Source organism: Halovalidus salilacus (assembly GCF_031852275.1).
GTDB lineage: Archaea > Halobacteriota > Halobacteria > Halobacteriales > Natrialbaceae > Halovalidus > Halovalidus salilacus.
On the sequence record NZ_CP134700.1, the window covers coordinates 958,392 to 980,592 of the forward strand.

The following is a 22,201-nucleotide window of genomic DNA, read 5'->3' on the forward strand; positions in this document are numbered from 1 at the left end:
GCCGAATCGCGGCCTCGACCTCCGCCTCGGCCCCGGGTTCGAACTCGGGGTCACGTGAACCGGAGGAACCGCCGGTCGTCGGCGCGCTCGACGCCCGCCGGATAGACGACGACGAAGTTCCCGTCGGTGAGCGTCGAGATGCTCTTGGGTAGCGTCTGGAGTTCGGGGTGCCAGCCGGGATCGTCGCGTCGCGCGCTCACGCAGACGACGAGGTCGTCCGTTCTCGTCCCGTCGCGGAGACTCGAGAGCAGCCCCTTCCAGTCGTCCACGGCGACGAACTCGCCGGACGCTTCGGGCTCGACCATGTCGAACAGGCGGTCGAACTGCGCCGGATTCCCGTCGACGACGAGGCCGCGGATCGGCGCGCCGGTCTGTTCGGAGACGACCTTGATCGTGTGGAGCGCCTCGTAAAAGCCGGCGTTGTGGTCGATTCCGGGCGGGAGGATCACGACCAGTCGCCGGGTGGTGTTGAGCGCCTCGCGGATTCGACCGACGAGCGTCAACTGCGAGGTGCGGCTCAACACCTGGTCGATCACGTGACCGAACACGTGTTGGCCGCGCGATCGGGCGCCGTCCCAGCCGATGACGACCGTCGAGATGCGGTTCTCGACGGTCGACCGAACGATGCCGGAGGCGACGTTGTGATTGACGCGCGTGTGGCCCACGACGGGCACCTCCGCGCCGGCGGCGTACTCGGCGGCGTGATCCAGCCGCTCTTCCGCCACGGCGACCTTCGCCTCGGTCTCCCGGCTGTTCGTTCCGCCGTCGGGCCGGACGACGGAGAGGACGTGGAGGGCTTGGTCCAGGCGCTCCTCGCGGATCGTGAACGCGAGGTCGAGCAGGGACTCCCAGTGGATGGACTCGCGCGAGATCGGGACGAGGATCCGCTGTGGCGTCTCCGTGGGGTCGTACTCCTCCCGTTCGGTCGACCGAAGGAGCGCGCCACCCGCACGCTCGACGAGCGCCGGGCTGAGGACGCTCACCACGAGGATCATCAACACCGTGCCGTTGACCATGTTCCGGTCGAAGCCGGGGATGCCGGCGTCGAACCCGATCTGGACGATCGCGAGCGCCGCCGCGGCCTGGCCGACCGACAGGCCGAACATGCCGAGCACCTCGTCCCGGTCGTAGTCGTAGACGCGGCCGGTCGCCACCGCCGCCGCGAGTTTCGTCGCGACGACGAGGACGATCATGGAGCCGCCGACGACGAGCGAGTCGATCCCCTCCGTGAGCACGCGAGCGTCGACGAGCATCCCCACCGACAGCAGGAAGAACGGGATGAACAGGGCGTTTCCGACGAACTCGATCCGGTTCATCAGCGGTCCGCTCTCGGGGATCAGTCGGTTGAGCGCGAGTCCGGCGAGGAACGCGCCGATGATGTGTTCGACGCCGACGAGTTCGGCGAGGAACGCACAGAGGAAGAGCACGGCCATCACGAACAGGAACTCGAAGTAACTCTCCTCGTCGTGGGTCCGGAAGAACCAGCGGCCCAGGCGGGGCACGACGAACCAGATGCCGACGAAGAAGGCCGTCAGTCCGACCGACAGTTGCGTCCAGAACGCCGCGTCGAGGTCGCCGCCGACCGACGCGATCACGACGGCGAGGACGAGCAGCGCGAGCGTGTCCGTCAGGATGGTACCCCCGATCGTGGCCGTCATCGCCTCGTTCTTCGCGATTCCCAGCCGGTTCACGACGGGGTAGGCCAGCAGGGTGTGGGATGCGAAGATCGCCGCGTACAGCGACGCCGCCGCCCACGTCAGATCCAGGAGGTACACCCCCACGACCGTCCCGAGAGCCTGCGGGATAACGAACGAGAACGTCCCGAAGACGATGCTGCGATCCTTGTACTCGATGAACTGGTTGAGATCGATCTCGAGGCCCGCGATGAACATGAGGTAGATCAGGCCGACCGTCCCGAGCAGTTCGATCGTCGCGTCGCGCTCGAGCAGGTGGACGCCGTTGGGACCGATCGCCGCCCCGACGAGGATGATTCCGATGATCCCGGGGAGTCGGTAGCGCTTGAGCGCCAGCGGGACGACCAGAAACGCGACCATCGCAAGCCCGAATATGAGGACGGGGTTATCGAACGGCAGCGACAGCGACGGTCCGGTGGCGAGGGGGGTCTCCGGTTCGATTCCACCGACCCACGTAGCTGTACTCGTCATGGGTCGGAAACTCGCCGTACGATCGTGACCGGAACCGTCGATCGTCCGACTATCGACTCGGAAACGCCGCCCAGGAGCCGTTTCCCGAGCCCGCCGCCTCCCCCGCGTCCGCGGCGGCCGACGACGATCAGGGCCGCTTCGAGTTCCTCGGCGCAGGTGATGACCGCGTTCGCAACGTCGCCGGTGAGCGTCAGCGTCGAGAGGGTCACACCGTGCTCGTCGGCCACGCGGCGTGCTTCGTCGAACAACCGAACGACGTCGCGGTTCAGTCGCCGCTCGTCGTCTTCGACCTCGGTCGACCGTCCGCCGGTCATTCCGCCGTACACGTCTCCGCCGGGCGACTCGAGCACGTGGAGGACGGTCACTTCCGCGTCAGGGTAGTTCGAGCACGCGTACTCGACGGCTCCGAGCGACGCGTCCGAGCCGTCGATCGGAACGAGAATCCGCTCGCCGTCGCCGCCCTCGTCGTTCGGGTCTCCGTCGGTCGCGTCGGTCCCCCGCTCGTCCGACTCGAGGGCCGGTTCGTCCCGGCGCGGGAAGACGACGACGGGGATCTCGTTCTCGCTCGTCAGCTTCCGGGAGTGGTCGCCCGAGAGGAGTTTGATCCACCGGCTTCCGGGCCGCGGGGTGAACCCGATGACGGTCGCGTCGGCCTCCTCGGCGGCGGCGAACACCTCGTCGACGACGTCGGGTCCGTACCGGAGCACCGTCTCCAGCGAACCGGCGATGTCCGACAACCGGTCTCCGACGACGGCGAAGATCTCCTCGGCTTGCTCCCTTCTGGCCTCGCGTGGCGCCTTGTCGGGGTACCCTTCCGTCGTCTCGATCACGTGAACGACGACGACGTCGACGTCCGTTCCCTCGAGGTAGGGGCGGACGGCCGCGCAGGTCGCCTCGGCGTCGCCCTCCTCGGCGATCGGGATGAGGAGGCGGTCGAAGGGGAGACGCGGTCGCGCTCGGGTCGGGGTCATCGACGGACCTCCGCGCCGTCGACGAACGCGCGGACCGTCCCGTCGTCGACGCCGCCGCAGGCGAACACCGTCACGACGTCGTCCGGTCGAATAGTCGTGTCGCCGTGGGGGGTGAGCATCTCGTCCCCCCGTCGAACGGAGACGACGAGGGCGTCCCCCGAGAGGTACCCCTCCTGAACCGCCTCCGAGATCGTCGCGTCCGCGATGGGTGCGTCGGACTGGACCGTCAACTCGACGACCTCCGAGTCCGCCGAGAGGCTGATGAAGTCCGCGGGAATCTTCCGCTGAGGGTCGTTCTCCGGGCCGAACGGTTCGTACGCGCGCACTTCGTCGTTCTCCACGAGCATCTCATCGTCGATCTCGACGCCGAGCTCGGAGAGCGTCGTCCCGATTCGCCGCAGGTCGTCGGTGTTCTCCCCGACCGCGAGAACGTGGAAGTTCCGCCGACCGCCCATCATGATCCGGACGTTGATCACTCCCGGGATCTCGTAGGCCGCCCTGGCGGCCGTCTTTCGCTCGGCGAACGGAACGCTGCACATGAACAGCGTCGTCAGCCGACCGTCCGTTCGTTCGAAGTCGACGTGGGCGTGATAGCCCTTGATGACGCCGGCCTCCTCGAGGGCCTCGACGTGGTTGCGGACGGTTCCGGGGGAGACGCCGACGGCCTCGGCGATCGCCGGCGCCGTGTTGGTCCGGGCGTCGTCCATCAACTCGTGGAGGATCCGCCGGTCGACGGCGTCCAACTCGTAGATCGCTTCGGCGTTTCCCGTCATCGTTACGTACCCGTTCGAGTTGGGGAACTCGGGCTAAAAAGGCAGTGGTCCAAACGGGGTCGGACGGCGGCTTTCGGCGTTCCCCTCACGGGTGGACGGGTGCCGGCGGCGAATCGCTTCGGTCCTCCTCGCCGATCGGTCAGAAGGAACTGACGATAGCGACCGGACACGGCGTGTTCTGGAGTACGTACTCGACGCGGTGGCCGTAGAAGGCGCGCTCGCTGACCGACCGATTCTGGGTCCCCATCACGATGAGGTCGACGTCGTCACGGTCGGCGAGGTCGACTATCGTCACCTCGGGTCGCGTACTCATTTCGACGGTGGTCAGCACCTCGGCGTCCATCTCTCGGCCGAGTCTCGCCTCGCGGTCGACGATCTCCTCGCCGACCTCGAGCAGCTTCGAGGATTCCGGCCGATCGACGAAGTGCTCGTCGGCGGGCGGTTCGTCGACGACGTGGACGATCTCGACGATGGCGTTCTCCTGGCGGGCGATGGCGAAGGCGATCTCCGCGGCGTGGCGGTTGTACTCCGTCCCGACCGTCGGCAGGAGGATGCGGCGCAGCGTCGTGTTCATCTCCTCGAGGGCGCTCTCGCCCGAGTAGGGCGTGCTGACGACCATCGTCGGTGACGCAGCTTCGTGGAGAACCTCGTCGACGATCTCGCTGAATAGCGGTTCGTCGAGATCGCTCCCGTGACCGGCCTCGCCGAGGACGGTCAGGTCGTAGTTGGCCCCCTCCTCGAGGATCGTGTCGGCGACGCTTCCTCTCCGCTCGCGAACGAGGGTTCGCGGGGACCGTTCTTGTTCGCCGAGCTGGCGCTCGATCAGGTCGAACACCCGCGCGGTGACGTCGTGTTCCGCTCCGTCGGAGTGGTCGGCGTCCCGTGCGAGGATTTCCCGCTCTGTATCGTCAGCGGCGTCGGTCGACCTGGCGTGCGACCCCCGTCCGTTCGGGCGGGTCGCACGCCTTCGGCGGAGGCGACCGACGGGGTTCGAGAGCCAGCCGCCGTCGGTCCGCCCGTTGCCCTCGTCCGCGACGTACATCGTCGTCAGCTCGATGTCGCGGTCGCGGATCAGCGGTCCGAGCAGGCGGGCGGCGTACTGGGTGTCCGCGCCGCCGCGGGTCGGCAAGAGTATTCGCGCGATCCCCGCGACGAAACTCTCGGCCATGCGCTCTTCCCGTTCGATCCGTTTTCGCTCCTCCTCGCTCATCTCGATCTTCGGGATCGACCAGCGCATGACCGCCGGAGCCATCAGCGAGGTGGCGATCGCCACCATCACGATGATGCTGTACATGTCGGTCGTCAGGATGCCGGCGCCGAGGCCGATCGTCGCGACGATGATCTCCATCGCGCCGCGAGCGTTCATCCCCCCGCCGATCGTGATTCCTTCCCACTTCGAGAGGCCGGCTGCCCGCGAGACGCCCATGATGCCGGCGAATTTGCCGAAACAGGCGACGGCCAGGACGGCCATCCCGATGGCAAACACCGTCGGGTCGAGCAGCGCGGCGACGTCCATCCGGAGTCCCGCGATCGCGAAGAAGATCGGCGCGAAGATCCCGAGGGTCACCAGTTCGAACGTGTGCTGGAGTTCGTAATCGAACCGGTTGACCTGACTGACGAGGATGCCGACGACGAACGCGCCGAGGATCGCCTCGAGGCCCATGTACTGGGTGATCGCGCCCATCACGAGGGCGAGCACCATGAGCGTCGTGAGCATCGACATCTCGCCGCCGATCGTGTTGTCCACCCAGCGGAAGATCCACTGTACGACGGTGCGACCGACGGTGAACGAGAGGGCGATGAAGATGATTACGGAGACGATCGTGAACCCGGCGGATCCGGGGTTCACCTCGCCCGTCGTCGCGAGACCGGACACCGTTCCGAGCAGGATCCACCCGATGGTGTCGTCGACCATCCCGGCCGCGAGGATGAGCTGTCCGATGTCCCGACGAATCACGTCGAGTTCGATCAACACCTTCGAGATGACCGGGATCGCCGAGATACTCATCGCCGTCGCGATGAACAGGCTGAAGACGACGCGCTGGTCGGGCGCAGCGATGAACTCGCCCGGGAGAACCCACCCCAGCGCGAAGCCGGTGACGAACGGAAGGAGAATGCCCCCCAGCGAGAGGATGAGGGCCGTCCGTCCCTTGCTGATGATGAGGTCGATGTCCGTCTCGAGTCCCGTCACGATCAACAGCATGATCAGGCCGAGCCAGGAGATGATCTCGAGCAGGTGGAACTCGCTCTCGGGGACCGCGAACAGGGCCTCATACGCGCCCGGCAGCGCCAGCCCCAGAACGGACGGCCCGAGGACGACGCCGGCCAACAACTCGCCCACGACGGCCGGCTGTCCCAGGGAGTTGAACAGTTCGCCGAGGCCGCGCGCGACCAGCAGCAACACCGCAAGCTGGGCCACGACGATGAAGAGGTCGTGGTGGCCGATCGGCTCGATAACCTCCATCAGGACCCCCTCTCGACGCGGTGAATCCTCCGTCGATCGCCGCTTCGCTCTTCGAGTGCAGCGGCGCGTACGGTGTGCTGTCCGACCGTCGAGACGCGGACGCCGGCCACGAGCGCGCGCGGGCGCTTCCGGTCGGCGACGTCGGACTTGTCGCCACCGCCAGTGTTCGCCGTTATCAGCATGTCTCCTTTTACCTACTCAACTTATAAAAGGACTTCGCAAAAACTCTCTTTCAACTCAATTCACTCATTAAACAGTCAATAGAGAAGGTTCACTAACAAGTATTCCGTGGCTGGCGTGTTCCTTCGATCGGGGGAACGTAAACCGGGAGGGACGACGAAAACCGGCACGAGGACACCGCACGTTCTGGGCGCGTTCGGTAGAACGGGTCTCACCACGTTTCGGCGCAGGCTGTCGGTCGAGGGGGGACGAGCGGACTGGGGCTCGTCTAGAGCGAACTGGTGACCGCCACCGGACACGGCGCGTTCTGGATGACGTACTCGACGCGGTGACCGTAGAACGCCCGCCGGCTGATCGGGCGCATCTCGGTGCCCATGATGATGAGGTCGACGTCGTCCCGGTCGGCGAGGTCGACCATGGTGACCTCGGGTTGGCTGCTCACCTCGACCGTCGTGAGCACCTCGGCGCCCATCTCGTGGCCCAGTTCGGCCTCGCGGTCGACGATCTCCTCGCCGATCTCGATCGCCTTCGAGAGGTCGGGTTGCTCGACGAACCGCTCGTCGATCGGCGGCTCGTCGACGACGTGGACGATCTCGACGATGGCGTTCTCCTGACGCGCGATCGCGAAGGCGATCTCGGCGGCGTGGCGGTTGTACTCCGTCCCGGCCGTCGGAAGGAGGATGCGGCGCAGCGTCGTGTTCATCTCCTCGAGGGCGCTCTCGCCCGAGTAGGGCGTGCTGACGACCATCGTCGGCGTCGTCGACTCCTGGAGGACGCGATCGACGGTCTCGCTGAACAGCGGCTCGTCGGGATCGCGCCCGCGTCCGGCCTCGCCGAGGACGGTCAGGTCGTAGTTGGTCGCCTCGTCGACGATCGTCTCCGCGACGCCCCCCTCGCGCTCGCGAACGAGGGTTCGCGGGGGTCGGTCCTGCTCGCCGAGCTGGCGCTCGACCAGGTCGAACGCCCGCTCGGTGACGTCGTGTTCCGCCTCGTCGGCGTGTTCGGCGTCCTCGGCGAGGACCTCCCGCTCGAGGTCGTCGCTCGTGTCTGCCGCCCGTTCGGCGGGTGCGACGATCGGGCTGTCGGTCTCGGAGTCGGCGTCCGTCGAGTCGTCGCCCGTCCCTCGACCGTCGGTGCGCGTCGCGTTCCGTCGTCGGAGGCGGTCGACGGGGTTCGAGAACCAGCCGTCGTCGCGGCCGTTGCCCTCGTCGGTGACGTACATCGTCGTGAGTTCGATGTCGCGGTCTCGGACCAGCGGGCCGAGCAGGCGGGCGGCGTACTGCGTGTCGGCTCCGCCCCGGGTGGGCAGGAGGATGCGGGTGACGTTCCCGAGGAAGCTCTTGCGCTGGCGCTCTTCCCGTTCGATGCGTTCACGTTCCTCTTCGGTCATCGGCACCCGCGGGAGCGTGTACCGGAGCATCGGCGGCGCCATGATCGACGTGACGACGGCGATGGTGACGATGATGCTGTACATCTCGATGGTGAGCACGCCGTTGCTGAAGCCGACGAGGGCGACGATGATCTCCATCGCGCCGCGGGCGTTCAGTCCGGCGCCCATGGTGATGCCCTCCCAGTGGCTCAGCCCGGCGCCCTTCGCCCCGACGTAGGAGCCGACGAACTTCCCGGCGACGGCGATCGCCAGCGCGACGACGCCGATCCCGAAGACCTCGGGGTCCAGCAATCGGCCGAGGTCGACGCGCAGGCCAGCGGCGGCGAAGAAGATCGGCGCGAAGATCGACAGCGTCGCGATCTCGAAGACGTGTTCGGTTTCGTAGTCGAACCGGTTGACCTGGCCGACGAGGATGCCGACGACGAACGCGCCGAGGACCACCTCGAGTTCGAGCAGGTGGGTGACGGAGCCGACGCCGAGGGCGAGCACCATCAGCGTCGTGATCTTGGCCATCTGTCCGCCGATGGCGTTGTCCACCCAGACGAAAATCGCACGGACGGCCCGTTGGCCGATCGTGAATCCGAGCCCGAGGATGATCGCCAGCCAGAGGATCGTCGCGCCGATCCCCGCGAGTTCGAGTTGCCCGGTCGAGTGGAGACCGACGACGAGCGCGAGCAGGATCCAGCCGACCGTGTCGTTGATCATGCCCGCCGCGAGGGTGATCTGTCCGAAGTCCCGGCGTATCTGTCCCATATCCATGAGGATCTTCGCGATCACGGGGATCGCGGAGATGCTCATCGCGACCGCGACGAAGAGGCTGAACGTGAGTCGGTTGCCGTCGGCGGCGATGAACTGCTCCGGGAGGGACCAGGCGAAGGCGAACCCGAGGGCGAACGGGACGACGATGCTCGCGAACGCGATCAGCGTCGCCTCCGTCGCCTTCGAGACGATGAGGTCGAGATCGGTCTCCAGCCCGGTCAGGACGATCAGCATGACGAGGCCGATCCAGGACATCACGCCGATGAGCTGGATGCCCGCCTGAATGTCGACGCCGTGACCCGTGGTGACGTCGATGACCGCGGCGGTTTTCGACATCGCACCCAGCACGGACGGGCCGAGCACGATCCCGGCCAGTAACTCGCCGACCACCGCAGGCAGGTCGAACCGCTTCGCGATCTCGCCGAGCCCGCGCGCGGTCAGCAACAGCAGCGTCAGCATCACGAAGAGCCACACCAGTTCCGGGTGCTGGATCGGCTCGAGGTTGGACGGATCGACCTGCGCGAGAAGCCCCGCCGCGTCCGCGGCGAACCGTCCAGTCGCGGTGAGCGTCACGGCCGATCACCTCCCGGCGTGCGCGACCGCGTCGGTCGCGCGCTCGTTCGTCGTCTCATCTCGGTCGATCCCTCCGTAGCTGCCGGTTCTTCCGTCGGTCGTCCTGGACATCGTCGATTTGTGACACGGTGTATCTGGATGCGGCGGTGAAAATCTGCGTTGAACGCGCTACTCGTTCTGGTGACACCTTGCGCCCGACCGTATTTTAATACTCGGATAACCCTCGCCGTTTCCGGGTGGCCTTCTGCACGCTCGTGGCATTGTTCTCTCACAAGCTGACTGTTTCTCCGATATCGGGTGCACGAACGTCGGATTCGGAACGTCTCCCGGGATCGCGTCGATCGGGTCGGGCCGAGTCGCGCCCGTCGATGTCGTCGCCCTCGCGTCGCGCCCGGAGTTCCTCGGCGAACGCCTCGCACCGATCGCCGTGGTTAACGAGGATCGTCGCGTCCTCGTAGGACTCGAGAAACGACAGGAGGCCCTCCCGATCCGCGTGCGCGGAGAAGTCGTACGCCTCGACGCGCGCGCTGACGCGCATCATCCGGCCGTCGATCTCGGCGCTGCCCGTCTCGAGGAGGTCGCGACCGGGCGTCCCCTCGACCTGATAGCCCGTTAGGGCGATCTTGTTCGCCGGGTGGGTGCGGATCTCGGGGACGTAGGTCATCGCCGGCCCGCCGTGGAGCATCCCGCTGGTGGTGACGATGACGGTGTTCTGGGCGGCGATCCGCCTGCGCTGGCCGTCCCGGCCGTCGACGAACCTGGCGTTCCCCTTCGCCCGCCGGAGCAGGTCCGGATCGCGCAGGAACTCCCGGTTTCGCGGGCGCAGGAGGAGTTCGGTGACCCGCTTTCCCATCCCGTCGACGTAGCACTCGAGGTCGTACGCCTCGCAGATGCAGAGCACCTCCTGGGTGCGGCCGATGGCGAAGGCGGGCACGACGACCGTGCCGCCCTCCCGGATCGTCGATCGTAGGCTCTCGGCGAACTCGCGTTCGATCTCGGCCCTGGGCGGACGCGTCGTGTCGGCGTAGGTGCTCTCGCAGATCAAGACGTCGGCGTCGGGTCGCGCGGTCGTCCCCGCGCAGATGCGCTGGTCCTCGGTGTGGAAGTCGCCCGTGTAGAGTAAGCGTGTCTCCCCGTCGTCAACCAGCACGTGCGCGCTCCCGGGGATGTGCCCCGCCTCGTAGAACGTGATCTCGTAACCGGCCGCCTCGAACGGCTCGCGGTAGCCGTGGGTGCGCGACACCTGCGTGAGGCGGGCGACCTCGGCCTCGGTGAACGGGCAGTCGTAGCTCCCGCCGTGAAGTGAGAGGGTGTCCCGCGCCAGCAACATCGCGAGGTCGTACGTCGGCGGCGTCCAGTGGACTTCGGGGCGGGCGTCGCCCGACAGCAGCACGGGGATCGAGCCGACGTGATCCAGGTGACCGTGGCTCACCACGACCGCGTCGGGATCGACGTCGCCGATCGGGTACGACGGCGGGTTGCCCGAGTCCATCCCGAAGTCCACGAGGAGGCTGTCGTCGATAAGGATCGCGCTCCGACCGATCTCGCGGGCCCCACCGAGGAATTCGACGTCCATGACTGTCGACTCGAGTTAGCGGGCCGAGTCGCTTTCGTTCGTCGGTTCGCGGTCGCCGCCTCACCCACCGTCCCCGCCGTCGAAGCCGGTCCGGGCCAATCCGAGAAGGTAGACGTCGAGCAGGCAGACGATCAGGACCGCGAGCGGGACGGCCACGTCCGCGTAGGAGACCGACCCGAACTGCAGCGCCGCGATCACGAACGGGTGGCCCGGCTCGAGCGCGCCGGCGAGCGTCCGTGCGCTCAGGAACGCGAGGGCGAGGGCGTACAGCGCGAACCAGATCGCCCCTCGACGCCAGCGACCCAGGTACCAGTGGCCGAGGCCGGGAACGAGCGCCGAGAGGGGGTACGCCGGCCAGCGCGGCCGCGCGAACTCACGCGCCGTCGTCCCGGTCGTCATCGTACTGATCCCGGTCGACCCGTTCGCGTTCGAACGGGATCCGTGTTGCTCTCTCGAGTCGTCCCACCGCGCTCGAGTCGTCCTCGTCGGAGGCGGTGAGGGCCTGGAGCGCGCGCCGGGCGGTCTCGAGGTGGCGATCCACCGACGAGGTCGAAGTCGAAGTCGATGTCGACCCGTCGCGGTCGGGGGCGGCGGTCCGAACGGCGCCTCGCGCCGGGATTCGCGCGGGTGCGTCGTCGGAACCGGAGAGGACGCGGATCGCCGTCGCCCTCGGGTCGCCTTCTGCGGGGCTCGGGGGCGCGATCGCGGCGAGCGCGGCGGCGAGCGACTCGCCGTAGCGCCGGACCGCCCGTCGCGTCGATCCGGTGGCGCCGACGGCGGTGGCACCCAGTTCGCACGCGAGGCCGGCGAGGGTCACCTCGTAGTCGGACGTCCCGGTCGTCCCGTTCGTCGCGGCCGGCGTTTCGGAGGACGACGGCGAGGGTTCGGACGACGGTACCGGGGACCGCGACGCGCCGTCCGAGAATCGTCGGACGATCGTCTCCGAGCCCACGGTCAGGGTCCGATAGAGCGCGGGTACCCGATCCGGCGCGACGTCGGCGTCCGCCAGCGGCGCGTAGGCGGCGGCGTAGAGGTAGTCGCTCGCCAGCACGGCGACGTCCCGCTCGGCCGCGGCCCCGTACCGGTCGGTCGAGAGCAGGTCGGCCCGGAGTCGGGCGTACCCCTCGAGGGAGACGACCGCCTCCGCGAGCGACTCGAGGGTTCCCTCGGTCGGCGGGTCGATCGCGATCGCGTCGGCGACCGTCCGACAGAGGGTCGCGGGAACCGACCGATCCGGCGGGGGAACGCTCCCGACGACGGCCTCTCGGACCGCCGGGGCGAGCCCGGCCGTCGCTCGCTCGAGGGCTCCCGGGACGTTCGATGAGACCGTCGACCTGGTCATGTCACTCGAGCAGTTGGTCCAGGGGGATGATGTATCTTCGGTGACGTTCCCCCTCACGCCGAGTCATCGGTCACCCCCTCGTCGGTCGAGTCGCCGTCCTGAGAACCGTCCTCGTCGTTGGCCCGATCGCCGTCGGCGACGCCCTCGAGGATTCCAGGCGGGGGAAACTCGACGCCGTCGGCGAGGACGTCGTCGACGAGATCCTCGACGATCCCGCGCCGGACCTCCGACAGGTACTCGTCCCTGCCGGTGGTGACCTGCCTGATGCGGGCGCCGTCGAAGGCGGCGATCAGGAGCGGGACGAGCGCCTCGGGGTCGTGCTCGACGAACTGCCCCTCCTCGATACCCGCCGCCAGGATCTCCTCGAGCGCCTCGCGAAGTCGGTCGTCGCTCTCGCCAAGGAGTTCGCGGAACCTGTCGTTGTGCACCGCCTGCACGCGGAGTTCGAGCATCGCGACGTGGAACGCCTCACGATCGTCGTGGCCGTCGGACGGATCGGTGAGAAACCAGTCGACGAACGTGGCCAGGCGCTCGACCGGTGCCAGCGAGCGCGTCTCCTCGACCCGCTCGTCGAACCGCTCGAGGAAGTCCTCGACGAACTCGGCGACGAGGTCCTCCTTGGAACCGTAGTGGTAGAACAGCAGGGACTTGCTCTTGCCCGTCCGGTCGGCGATGTCCTGGGCGGTCAACTCGGCGTAGCCGTGCTCGCTGAGCGCCTCGAAGGTCGCGGTCATGATCTCCCGTCGGACGGTCGTATCGGTCACTAGCTGACCGGTTAGTCAGGAACGGTCAAATGAGTGTCGGTTCGTCTCGCGCGCGCGGCGGTTCTCGACTCCCCCGATTCGCCTCACCCGTCGTCAGTTCGCCAGGCCCGTCGCCGATTCGTCCGCCTCGTCGCCGATTCGTCCGCGGATCCTCGAGCGGTCGGCCACACAGACCGACGCACCGCTCAGTCGGTCCGGTACCGCCGAATCCCGAACCGCTCGTAGCCGCCGAACGCGAGTTCGAGCGACCCGATCCACCAGTTCCACCGATCGGCCGGCGTGCCATCGGGCGCGTCGGCGAGCTCCTGGCAGACGACGTCCGCCGTCAACGGGGCGTCGACGTCCGCCTCGTAGCGCCCGGCGTCGGCCAGGTCGACCGCCTGCCGGGCGACGGTGCGCGCCTCGCCGGGCGACCCGCCGAACCGCTCTCGCAGGCGAGATTCCAGGGCGTCGGGGTCGATGTCGGGAGTCACGTGTCGGACTCCGCTTCGCCCGCCCGGACCTTGAACGCCGCGCCGGCGGGCGCGGACGGCGGACCCGAGCCGGCCACCGTCGCCGCGAAGCTTCGAGTACTCGCGCTCACAGGTACCCCAGATCCGCCAGCCGCTCCCTGGTTCCCTCGCGCATCGCGACCGATCCGTCGGCCGGATCGGCCTCCCCGCGCTCGAGTTCGCCGAACCGTTCCTCGAGTCGGGTCCGAAGCCGTCGTGCGCGCTCAGGCGTCTCGTCGACGACGTTCTCCTCCTCACGAGGGTCCGTGGGGACGTGGTGGAGGCGCTCGAACCCGTCGTCCCCGCGTACGTACTTGTACTCGGCCGTGCGAACGGCGCGGAGCCGCCGGTCGAACCGCCGGACGCGATCCGGTATCTCGCCGAAGCGGGCCTCGAGCCGCTCGATCGAGGGCTGGGGAGAGACGTACTCGGCGAAGACGGCCTCGCGCCACGGTCCGGTATCCCCTCCGCCGCCGTCGTCGTTCGAGACGGGCGGAAGCGGCCGTCCGTGGCTCTGCGCGTCGAACTCGGGGTCGTCGATCCCGGCCGCCTCGAGCAGCGTGTCGGGCAGGTCGAGCAACTGGACGAGTTCCTCGCGCCGGGCGCCGCCGGTGAACGGCCCGCCGTGGCAGACCAGCGGAACCTGGAGCAGGGTGTCGTAGAGGTTGTACTGGTGGCCGAAAAAGCCGTGCTCGCCGACGTGCTCGCCGTGGTCGCCGCAGACGACGAACAGGGTGTCCTCCCACTCGTCGGCCTCGACGAGCGCGGTTCGGAGGCGGCCGAGTTGCTCGTCGACGTAGGAGAGTTCGCCGCGGTAGAGGCCCCGAAGGGCCGCGAACTCCCGGTCGTCGAGGTCGTAGTCCTCGCAGTCGTACGCCCGCGGGTCCTGCCGGATCGCCGTCGCCTCCCCGTACGTGACGTCTTCGGGGAGGTGCGCCTCGGCGTGGCGTTGCGGCGGACCGTACTCGACGTGGGGCTCGATGTAGTTACAGAAGAGGAAGAACGGGCGGTCGTCGTTCCGCTCGCCGAGCCACTCGGACACCCAGTTCGTCGTCCGATCGGCGCCGTCGTCGCCCGCGGGCCGGAGCACCTCGCTGTAAAGGACGTTCGCCAGGTTGACGAGCGGATTCCCCTCGAAGAGGCGCGCTCTCGCGGCCAGGAGCTTCTCGCGCAGGTCCTCGCCGCGGACGACGACGCCCATGTCGACGTCGGACTGGACGTACTGCCACCCGCGCCGGAGGTCGTCGAACCCGCGGTCGAACCCGAACTCCTCGGTGATCCAGGTGTTGTTCGAGACGCCGACGGTCTCGTACCCCGCGTCGGCGAACGCCTCCGGGAGGAGTCGAAGCGAGTCCGAGAGGAACGTGTGACCACCGTGGGCGCCGTGTTCGGTCGGATGGGTGCCCGTGAACATCGAGGCGTGGGCCGGGAGCGTCCACGCCGCGGCGGAGAAGGCGTTCTCGAAACTCGTTCCCTCCTCGGCGAGCGACTGCAACGTCGGCATCGTCTCCCCGTCGACGCTCCTCTTCCGAGCGGTGTCGAGGACGACGACGACGACGTTACGGACGGTGGAATGTGACTCGGGGTCACTCCCGTTGGACGATGCTGACTCGGATCCGGATTCCGATTCGGATTCGGCCATGACACCCCCTACTCCGCTCCTCGTGCCGAAGGTCACCGGCCCGGAGTATGCAGGGGTCGGCCGCGGTTCGTCCGCCTCGAGCGACCGTTTCGTTCGGACCGCGCTCTCAGTCCACTTCGGTCGGATCGACTTCCGGCAGGGTGATGAGGTTTTCGCGACCGATCCGGAGCTTCTCGATCTCGTCGTCGTCGTCCATCTTGGAGAGCAGTTGCGAGACTTTCGCGTTCGACCAGCCGGTCTCCTTGACGATCGACGCCTGCTTCATCCGGCCGCCGTTTTGCCGGAGTAACCTGAGGACGCGCTCCTCGTCGCTCAGGAGTTCGACGTCGATCGAGTCGTCCTCGTCGTACTCGAGTTCGGTTTCCGACGCCGCGTCGGCGACCTGGCCGGCGGAAGCGGGCCGGACTGCGCCGTCGGGGTCGGCGTTCGCCTCCGAGGGATCCCCGTCCGACGAGGCGGCCGTCGAACCGGCGCCGTCCGTCTCCACGAACTCCGTCTCGTCTCGAGTCGGCTTCGCGTTCCGGACCGAGTCGAGCGCGTCGTCGATCGACCGTCGAACCGCGTCCGGAAGCGACGGACGGTCGTCCGGCCACGTCAGGACGTCCCGCTTGGCGAGAACGTACCCGACGGCGAAGACGACCGCGATCGCACCGCCCATCCACCAGGGGAACCCCGAGGAACCGCCCGGACCGCCACCGCCGCTGCCGGCCCGGTGGAACGTGATCTCGAATTCGCCGCGGTCGAACTCGTGCGGGCCGTCCCAGATCAGCGCGCCCTCGTTCGAACTGGTGGAGGAGGGGAACTCGTGGAAGCCGTAGCCCGACGGGGGCTGGACGATCAGTCGCTGGCCGTAATCGACGTTGAACCACGACCCGTCGTCGTCCGCGAAGACGTCGCCGACGCGGATCCGGTCGCCGTCGACGGTCGCGAAGTTCGTCCACGTGAACGAGTACGAGATGACCCCGATGGTGGCGTTCTCGGGCGAGTCCCCGTCGTCGGCCTCGTCGATCTCCTCCGGCGACACCGTCCGCGGCTCGTCCCAGCCGGGGTCCTCGATGGTCATCTCTCGGCCGGTCGACTCGTTCGCGGCGGTGACGAACTGCTGGAACTGGGAGGCGTCGTAACCGACGTCTCGCGCGCCGCTCGTGACGAGTTCCGCGTGTTCGTCGAACGCGTCTTCTTCCTCTTCGTCGGTGATGAGGAAGCGACTCTCGACGGTCCAGCGCGCGTCTCCGTCGTCGTCGACGTCGATCCGGACGACCTGTGCGGGGTCGGCCTCCGCGGGGACCGCTGGATCGTCGGCTGCGAACTGCACCTGCGGTGCGGGCTCGAGCGGGGACGCCCGGTGCGAGGATCCGTCCGTCGGGACGGGTTCGGGGGACGGCGCGGCGGCCACCGCCCCCAGGGCGGACGCGACGAGGAGGGAGGTGAGGGCGAGCGTGATGGCGGTGGAGAACCGCATGCGTACCAACGGGTGCATTCCCAGGGGAAAAAACCCTTTCCATCGAAAAACGGTTCCTTAACGGCACCCTGAAACCGAATTTTTCGGCTCGAGGAGGGCGGCATCGCCCCGTCGGCGGTGCGACCGGTTTTTGTACTAGTAATCCATACTTAGCAGCGATGACCGACGCGCCCCCCGCCCTCCTCGCGTTGCTCCTCGTCCTCTCGATCCCCGCGATGACGGTCGTCGCGGCCGGGCCGAGCAACGGTTCGCAGTCGCTCGACGAACCCGTGACCGTCGAAGACCGAACGACGCCGGTCGAAGCCGAAGGGACGACGAACAGGCTCCCCGTTACCGGCGAGGTACGCAGCGGCTACGCCGTGTACGGCCCCGACCTCGGAACCCAACTCGCGAGTACCGACGTCGAGATACGAGTCGACCAGGAACAGTACACCATCACCGACAGCCGCTTCGAGGAAGCCAACAACAGCGAGCGCGAGCGGATGGTCAAGTCGGCTCACAGCAGGCTCGAAGACCGGATCTCGGTGCTGGAAGAGCGGGAGGAACGGGCCGTTATCGATCACGCGAACGGCGACATTTCGGAGCGAGAGTTGCTCCAAACGCTGATGCGAAACTACCACGAAGCGGCCATCCTCTCGGACGCGTTAGCGGACGTCGACGATCGGACGGAACGAATCCGCGGCTACTCGTTATCGACGGACAACGATCAGGAAGCCCTGAATTTGCACCGAACGGACGTCCGCGAAAAGATCGACGAGAGTATGCAATCCGGCGGAAGCGACGCGGAGCCCGTCGTCGCGATTCAAACCTCGGAAACGGGGTACAGCATCTCGCTGATCGACGGAAACTACTACACGGAAACGACGCGGTTCGATAATCGAAACACGTCGCGAGAGAGCCGGATAGACGGCCACAACGAAGCGTACGACTACGTGAACGACCTCTACCCGTGGGCGGGCGACGCTGCGACGTCGACCGGTAGCCGGGATTTCTCCACGGAGCGATTGTACAGCTATCACTCGACGGGGCACGACCAGGGAGGGGACCTGGAAGTCTATCTCGACGAAGGAACCGGGGAAGTGTACCGCGAATACCAGGACCTCTCGCCGGACATGATGGTCCAGGACCTGTCGCGTAACGGGTTGCTATCGGAGCCCGTAAACGCGACGAGCGAGGACGACGACCTCGCCGTGTCGCTCGTCGAAACGCCCGCTGACGGCCCAGTCGAGGTCACCGTCACAGACGACGAGGGCGAACCGGTCGAGTCGGCCGCGGTCTCGACCGACGGATTCGAACTCGGAACGACGAACGCTGACGGAACGCTGTGGATTATCCCGCCCGTCGGCGAGTACGAAGTCGTCGTCGAATCCGGTTCCGACGACGTCACCGCGACCGCCGGCTCCGAAGAGTAACCCGTCGGCGGATCGGAGACCCTCGGCCACTCTCTTTTCGTCCCCCTCGTCGAGGCGCGAATTTTTGTACGAAGCCGATCCGACAGTCACGTACCGTGACGGATCGAAACCGAAACCGACGGGATCGCGGTGTCAACCCCGCGCTCGGCGTGACCCTCCTGATCGGCATCACCGTCGGCTTGGCGGCCGTCGTCGCCGTCGGCGCGAGTTCGTTCGTCCTCGCCGATCCCGTTCCGACCGCCGCCTTCGACCTCGAGGTGGACGCCGACCGCTCCGAGGTCGTCCTCGAGCACGTCTCGGGCGATCCGATCGACGTCGAGGACCTCGAGGTCGCCGTGGAAATCGACGGCGAGCGACTCGCCCGCCAGCCGCCGGTCCCGTACGTCGGGGCCTCGGGATTCGAGGACTCCCCGGGCGGACCGTTCAACCCCTCCGGCGGGACGACGTGGCGGGCGGGGGAGCGGGCGTCGTTTCGACTCGCGTCGACGAACGATCCGTCCCTCGATCCGGGTGACGAAGTGTCGGTCACCCTCGTCGTCGACGGTGCGACGATCGCGACGCTCGAGGAGACCGCGGGGTGAGGAGGCCGATGAACGCCGTGGCGGACGGTCGAACCGCGGGTGACGCCGTCACTCGGGCGCGCGTCCGATCGTCGTGATCGCCACGTCGGGCTCGTAGGACGGACCCATGAACTTGTGTCTCACGTCCTCGAAGCCGGCGGTCTTGAACATCCGATCGGCCTCGTACTCGTCGTAAAAGAGCATGATCGCGTCGGCGAGCTTCTGCGTGAGAACGTGATCGGGGTAGTTCGGCCCGACGACGAGCACCTGCCCGCCGGGTTTCAGGACGCGGCGGAACTCCCGGAGGGTGCGGACGGGGTCGGGCCAGTACTCGATCGAGCCCGAGGACCAGACGACGTCGAAGGTGTTCGTCGCGAACGGGAGCCGCTCGGCGTCGCCGCGGTGGAAGTGCACTGGCGGCCCCCGCTTGCCGAACTTCCGGTAGGCCTGCTCGAGCTGGTGTTCGCTCTGGTCGAGCGCGTACACCTCGTCGACGCGCTGGAGGAGTCCCTCTGTGGCGAAGCCGGTTCCACAGCCGACGTCGAGGACGGCCATGTCGGGCTCGAGGTCGAGGAGGTCGAGGGCCTCGGCGCGCATCTCTTCGGTCCAGATGAAGGGGTTGATCCGGTCGTAGACCTTCGAGAGGTACTTGTAGAACAGTCGGGCCCGCGCCTTGTTCTCGAGGATTCCCATTACAGGTGCATTGTGATCGAATCGAGAAATGTCTGCTGTTCCGACGGCGCGGGTGACGGTGCGCTCCGGCCTGGGGGTGCGAGGGAGACGCCGGACTCTCGGTTCGTCGAACCGCCCCGGGTGGGGGTGGAATATTCGGCACCGTAACCCAGACTTGGTGAAGTGATCGTGACTTCCGTCGCCCGGTACGGGCGGATTTCTGATCGACTTTCGCAACTACCATATACGCGCTGGGTAAACCTTCGCGTGCTTAGAGTATGCCGAGGCCAGAGGTTCTCGAACGAATACAGTCGGCGGAGGAGGAAGCCGACGAGGTCGTCGCACTGGCAGAGAAAGACCGCGACGAACGGATAGCCGAGGCCCGGGAACGTGCCGAGGAGATCCGTACCGAAGCGGAAGAGGAGGCGCGCGAGCTCAAAGAGCGCCGCCTCGAGGAGGCGCGCGAGGAGATCGACGCCGAGTGTGAACGCATCCTCCGAGAGGGCGAGGAAGATCGCGAGGCGCTCGCCGAGCACGCCCGAGACCGGGTCGACGAGGTGACGCAGTACGTCGTCGAACTGTTCCAGGAGGACGTCCATGCTCAGACCTGAGCGGATGAGTAAGGTCTCGGTGGCCGGCTCGAAGGGCGTCATGTCCACGGTCATCGAGACGATCCACGAGCTGAACCTGGTACACCTGTCGGACTACGACGGCAACTGGCAGGGGTTCGACAACGGGAACCCCATCCAGGGCGCCGAAGACGCGTCCGAGAAGCTGGTGACCGTCCGCGCGCTCGAGAGCACGCTCGACCTCACGCGCGAGGACACCGCGCCGGGCTCGATCGACGAGGGCTGGGAGGACCGTCTCGAGGAGATCCGAACGCGGGTCAACGAACTCGACGACGAGCACTCCGAGATTCGCGAAAATCTCCGACAGGTCGAGGAGAAGATCGACCGCGTCGAGCCGTTCGCGGAGCTGGGGATCGACCTCGACCTGCTGACGGGCTACGACAGCGTCGACGTCCTCGTCGGCGAGGGTTCGGTCACGGCGGTCGAGGAGGCCCTCGAGAACGCCGACGAGGTTCGCGCCTACGACACCTTCACCGGCGGGAACGTCGTCGCCGTCGTGGCGGCGCCCGCCGAGGGCGAACCGGTCGAGGGACTGATCGACGACGCGCTCGTCGGCGTTGAGCTCACCCGGTACGAGATCCCCGAGACGGCCGAGAGTCCGGAGGCGTACGTCGCCGACCTCGAGGAGGAGCGACGCGACCTCGAGTCGCGACTCGAGGAAGCCGAATCCGAACTCGAGCAGCTGAAGCTCAACAACGGGAGCTTCCTGCTGCGCGTCGAGGAGGAGTTGACCATCGAGGTCCAGCGCGCGGAGGCGCCGCTGCAGTTCGCGACGACCAGCCGGGCGTTCGTCGCCGAAGGCTGGGTGCCCACCTCGGAGTACGACCGTCTCGTCGCGGCGCTCAACGACGCCGTCGGCGAGAGCGTCGAAGTCGAGGAACTCGAGCGGGCGGACTACGAGGAGCACGACCACGCGATGGAAGCGCCCACCGGCGGGGGCGGCGGCATCGTCGAGGAGGAAGGGACGCCCGACGAGGAGGAGGAAGCCGAGCCGAGCCAGCCGACGGCCGCCACGGACGGCGGTACGAACGGGTACGGAGACCGGACCCTGACGATGGACCGGGAGCCGCCGGTGATCCTCAACAACATCACGCCGGCGAAGCCGTTCGAACTACTGGTTAAGCTGGTGAGTCAGCCCAAGTACAGCGAACTCGACCCGACGGTGCTAGTCTTCCTGACGTACCCGTTCGCCTTCGGGTTCATGATCGGCGACATCGGCTACGGGCTGTTGTACATGGCGATGGGCTACGGCGCCTGGAAGGTGTTCGACTCCGACGCAGGCAAGGCGATCGGAACGATCGGCATCTGGGCCGGGGCGTTCACGGTCATCTTCGGCTGGCTGTACGACGAGATGTTCGGCGTTCACATCGAGTACTGGATGCCCGAGGGGCTCCACGGCGTCCTGTCGACGTACCTGTTCATGGATTCGTTCGACAAGGGCCTGCAGGCAACCGACTGGGCGTTACTCTGGATCGTCTTCAGCCTCGTCTTCGGACTGATCCACCTCAATATCGGCCTGATTATGGGGTTCATCAACGAACTCAGCCACGGAGTCAAGGCAGCCGTCTACGAGCGACTGTCGTGGATCCTCGCGATGAACGGCCTGTTCATCTGGATATTCAGCGGTCACGCAGTCGGCCAGAAGCCGGGTTTCGTCGCCGACTACGCCGTCATCCCGGAGGCTGTCGGACTCGTCGCGATCGCGGCTTTGGCTGTCGGCGTCGTGCTCGTCGGCGTCGGTGAAGGTATCGCCGGCGTATTCGAGGTGCCGGCCTGGGCGTTCGGACACGTCCTCTCGTACCTGCGGATGGTCGCCGTCCTGCTCGCGAAAGCCGGGATGGCCTTCGCGGTGAACCTGCTGGTGTTCGGCGGCTACTCCGATCACGGCCACACCGTGTTCAACCTGCCGACGTACGACGTCTCCGGCTATGAACAGGAGTTCGTCGGCCTCCTCTGGATGGACCCCGCGTGGATCGGTATCCCGCTCGCCATCCTCATCTTCATCTTCGGGCACGTCTTGGTGCTCCTGCTCGGTATCACCGCCGCGGGAATCCAGATGCTCCGCCTCGAGTACGTGGAGTTCTTCCAGAAGTTCTACGAGGGCGGCGGCGAGGAGTACGAGCCGTTCGGCCACGAGGCTCGAGCCGACTGACCGTCGGTCGGCTCCCCGCCGCGCGAACTCTGGTTCTCCGACCTCGTTTTTCGATCGAGCCTCAACGATCGGTCGGATCTGAAAACGCCCGAACCACGCCCGTGGTATGGCTTGCCGCACCTTTTCGAGGAGGCTGGTGCAGTTTAGCTATGTCGAATTTTTTCGAGAGTTTTATGGGGTGTGCGAGGACAGATACGGCTGTTCGGAGCAATCGAACTCAGAGC

The 22,201-nt window shown here is 67.1% G+C and carries 18 protein-coding genes; 4 read left to right on the top strand and 14 right to left on the bottom strand.

Annotation, left to right across the window (positions count from 1 at the left end):
• Positions 1 to 50 precede the first annotated feature (50 nt).
• The 13 genes from RJT68_RS04655 to RJT68_RS04715 all read right to left on the bottom strand — a co-directional run bounded on the left by RJT68_RS04655 (position 51) and on the right by RJT68_RS04715 (position 16,552).
• Positions 51 to 2,165, bottom strand: a complete 2,115-nt coding sequence (locus RJT68_RS04655) for a cation:proton antiporter domain-containing protein (RefSeq protein ID WP_407039209.1) — start codon at positions 2,163 to 2,165, stop codon at positions 51 to 53.
• The gene (locus tag RJT68_RS04660; RefSeq protein ID WP_407039210.1) at positions 2,162 to 3,136 is read right to left on the bottom strand and encodes a universal stress protein; all 975 of its coding nucleotides are present in this window, start codon (positions 3,134 to 3,136) and stop codon (positions 2,162 to 2,164) included. The genes RJT68_RS04655 and RJT68_RS04660 overlap by 4 nt, the downstream gene beginning before the upstream one ends.
• Positions 3,133 to 3,909, bottom strand: a complete 777-nt coding sequence (locus tag RJT68_RS04665; protein ID WP_407039211.1) for a winged helix-turn-helix transcriptional regulator — start codon at positions 3,907 to 3,909, stop codon at positions 3,133 to 3,135. The genes RJT68_RS04660 and RJT68_RS04665 overlap by 4 nt, the downstream gene beginning before the upstream one ends.
• 139 nt (positions 3,910 to 4,048) lie before the next feature.
• The gene (locus RJT68_RS04670; RefSeq protein WP_407039212.1) at positions 4,049 to 6,373 is read right to left on the bottom strand and encodes a cation:proton antiporter domain-containing protein; all 2,325 of its coding nucleotides are present in this window, start codon (positions 6,371 to 6,373) and stop codon (positions 4,049 to 4,051) included.
• A complete protein-coding gene (locus tag RJT68_RS04675; protein ID WP_407039213.1) occupies positions 6,373 to 6,555 on the bottom strand; it encodes a hypothetical protein in 183 nt (60 codons plus the stop codon). Before RJT68_RS04675 ends, RJT68_RS04670 begins: the two co-directional genes overlap by 1 nt.
• A 266-nt stretch (positions 6,556 to 6,821) precedes the next feature.
• Positions 6,822 to 9,275 carry a cation:proton antiporter domain-containing protein gene (locus tag RJT68_RS04680; protein WP_407039214.1) on the bottom strand — a complete coding sequence of 818 codons (2,454 nt, stop codon included), beginning with the start codon at positions 9,273 to 9,275 and terminating at the stop codon, positions 6,822 to 6,824.
• Between the two features lie 268 nt (positions 9,276 to 9,543).
• The gene (locus RJT68_RS04685; protein ID WP_407039215.1) at positions 9,544 to 10,851 is read right to left on the bottom strand and encodes an MBL fold metallo-hydrolase; all 1,308 of its coding nucleotides are present in this window, start codon (positions 10,849 to 10,851) and stop codon (positions 9,544 to 9,546) included.
• A 60-nt stretch (positions 10,852 to 10,911) separates the two neighbouring features.
• The gene (locus RJT68_RS04690; RefSeq protein WP_407039216.1) at positions 10,912 to 11,250 is read right to left on the bottom strand and encodes a hypothetical protein; all 339 of its coding nucleotides are present in this window, start codon (positions 11,248 to 11,250) and stop codon (positions 10,912 to 10,914) included.
• The gene (locus tag RJT68_RS04695) at positions 11,225 to 12,193 is read right to left on the bottom strand and encodes a hypothetical protein (protein WP_407039217.1); all 969 of its coding nucleotides are present in this window, start codon (positions 12,191 to 12,193) and stop codon (positions 11,225 to 11,227) included. Before RJT68_RS04695 ends, RJT68_RS04690 begins: the two co-directional genes overlap by 26 nt.
• Before the next feature lie 53 nt (positions 12,194 to 12,246).
• Positions 12,247 to 12,957, bottom strand: a complete 711-nt coding sequence (locus tag RJT68_RS04700; protein ID WP_407039218.1) for a TetR/AcrR family transcriptional regulator — start codon at positions 12,955 to 12,957, stop codon at positions 12,247 to 12,249.
• 185 nt (positions 12,958 to 13,142) lie between these two features.
• Positions 13,143 to 13,430, bottom strand: a complete 288-nt coding sequence (locus RJT68_RS04705; RefSeq protein WP_407039219.1) for a hypothetical protein — start codon at positions 13,428 to 13,430, stop codon at positions 13,143 to 13,145.
• A 106-nt stretch (positions 13,431 to 13,536) separates the two neighbouring features.
• A complete protein-coding gene (locus RJT68_RS04710; protein ID WP_407039220.1) occupies positions 13,537 to 15,090 on the bottom strand; it encodes a sulfatase in 1,554 nt (517 codons plus the stop codon).
• Between the two features lie 106 nt (positions 15,091 to 15,196).
• Entirely contained in the window at positions 15,197 to 16,552 is a 1,356-nt protein-coding gene (locus RJT68_RS04715) for a helix-turn-helix transcriptional regulator (protein WP_407039221.1), read from the bottom strand.
• Between the two features lie 158 nt (positions 16,553 to 16,710).
• On the opposite strand from RJT68_RS04715, the gene RJT68_RS04720 reads away from it, so the two are divergent.
• The gene (locus tag RJT68_RS04720) at positions 16,711 to 17,964 is read left to right on the top strand and encodes a carboxypeptidase-like regulatory domain-containing protein (protein WP_407039222.1); all 1,254 of its coding nucleotides are present in this window, start codon (positions 16,711 to 16,713) and stop codon (positions 17,962 to 17,964) included.
• A gap of 95 nt (positions 17,965 to 18,059) precedes the next feature.
• On the top strand, positions 18,060 to 18,545 hold the full coding sequence (locus tag RJT68_RS04725) for a type IV pilin (protein WP_407039223.1): 486 nt from the start codon (positions 18,060 to 18,062) through the stop codon (positions 18,543 to 18,545).
• 48 nt (positions 18,546 to 18,593) lie between these two features.
• On the opposite strand, the gene RJT68_RS04730 is transcribed toward RJT68_RS04725, so the two are convergent.
• A complete protein-coding gene (locus tag RJT68_RS04730) occupies positions 18,594 to 19,217 on the bottom strand; it encodes a methyltransferase domain-containing protein (RefSeq protein ID WP_407039224.1) in 624 nt (207 codons plus the stop codon).
• A 257-nt stretch (positions 19,218 to 19,474) separates the two neighbouring features.
• Between RJT68_RS04730 and ahaH the strand changes: the two genes are divergently transcribed.
• Both ahaH and RJT68_RS04740 read left to right on the top strand, forming a co-directional pair.
• Positions 19,475 to 19,807 (top strand): ATP synthase archaeal subunit H, encoded by a 333-nt coding sequence (gene ahaH, locus RJT68_RS04735; RefSeq protein ID WP_407039225.1) that lies wholly within the window; start codon positions 19,475 to 19,477, stop codon positions 19,805 to 19,807.
• Positions 19,794 to 21,977 (top strand): V-type ATP synthase subunit I, encoded by a 2,184-nt coding sequence (locus RJT68_RS04740; protein WP_407039226.1) that lies wholly within the window; start codon positions 19,794 to 19,796, stop codon positions 21,975 to 21,977. Before ahaH ends, RJT68_RS04740 begins: the two co-directional genes overlap by 14 nt.
• The last annotated feature ends 224 nt before the right edge of the window (positions 21,978 to 22,201 follow it).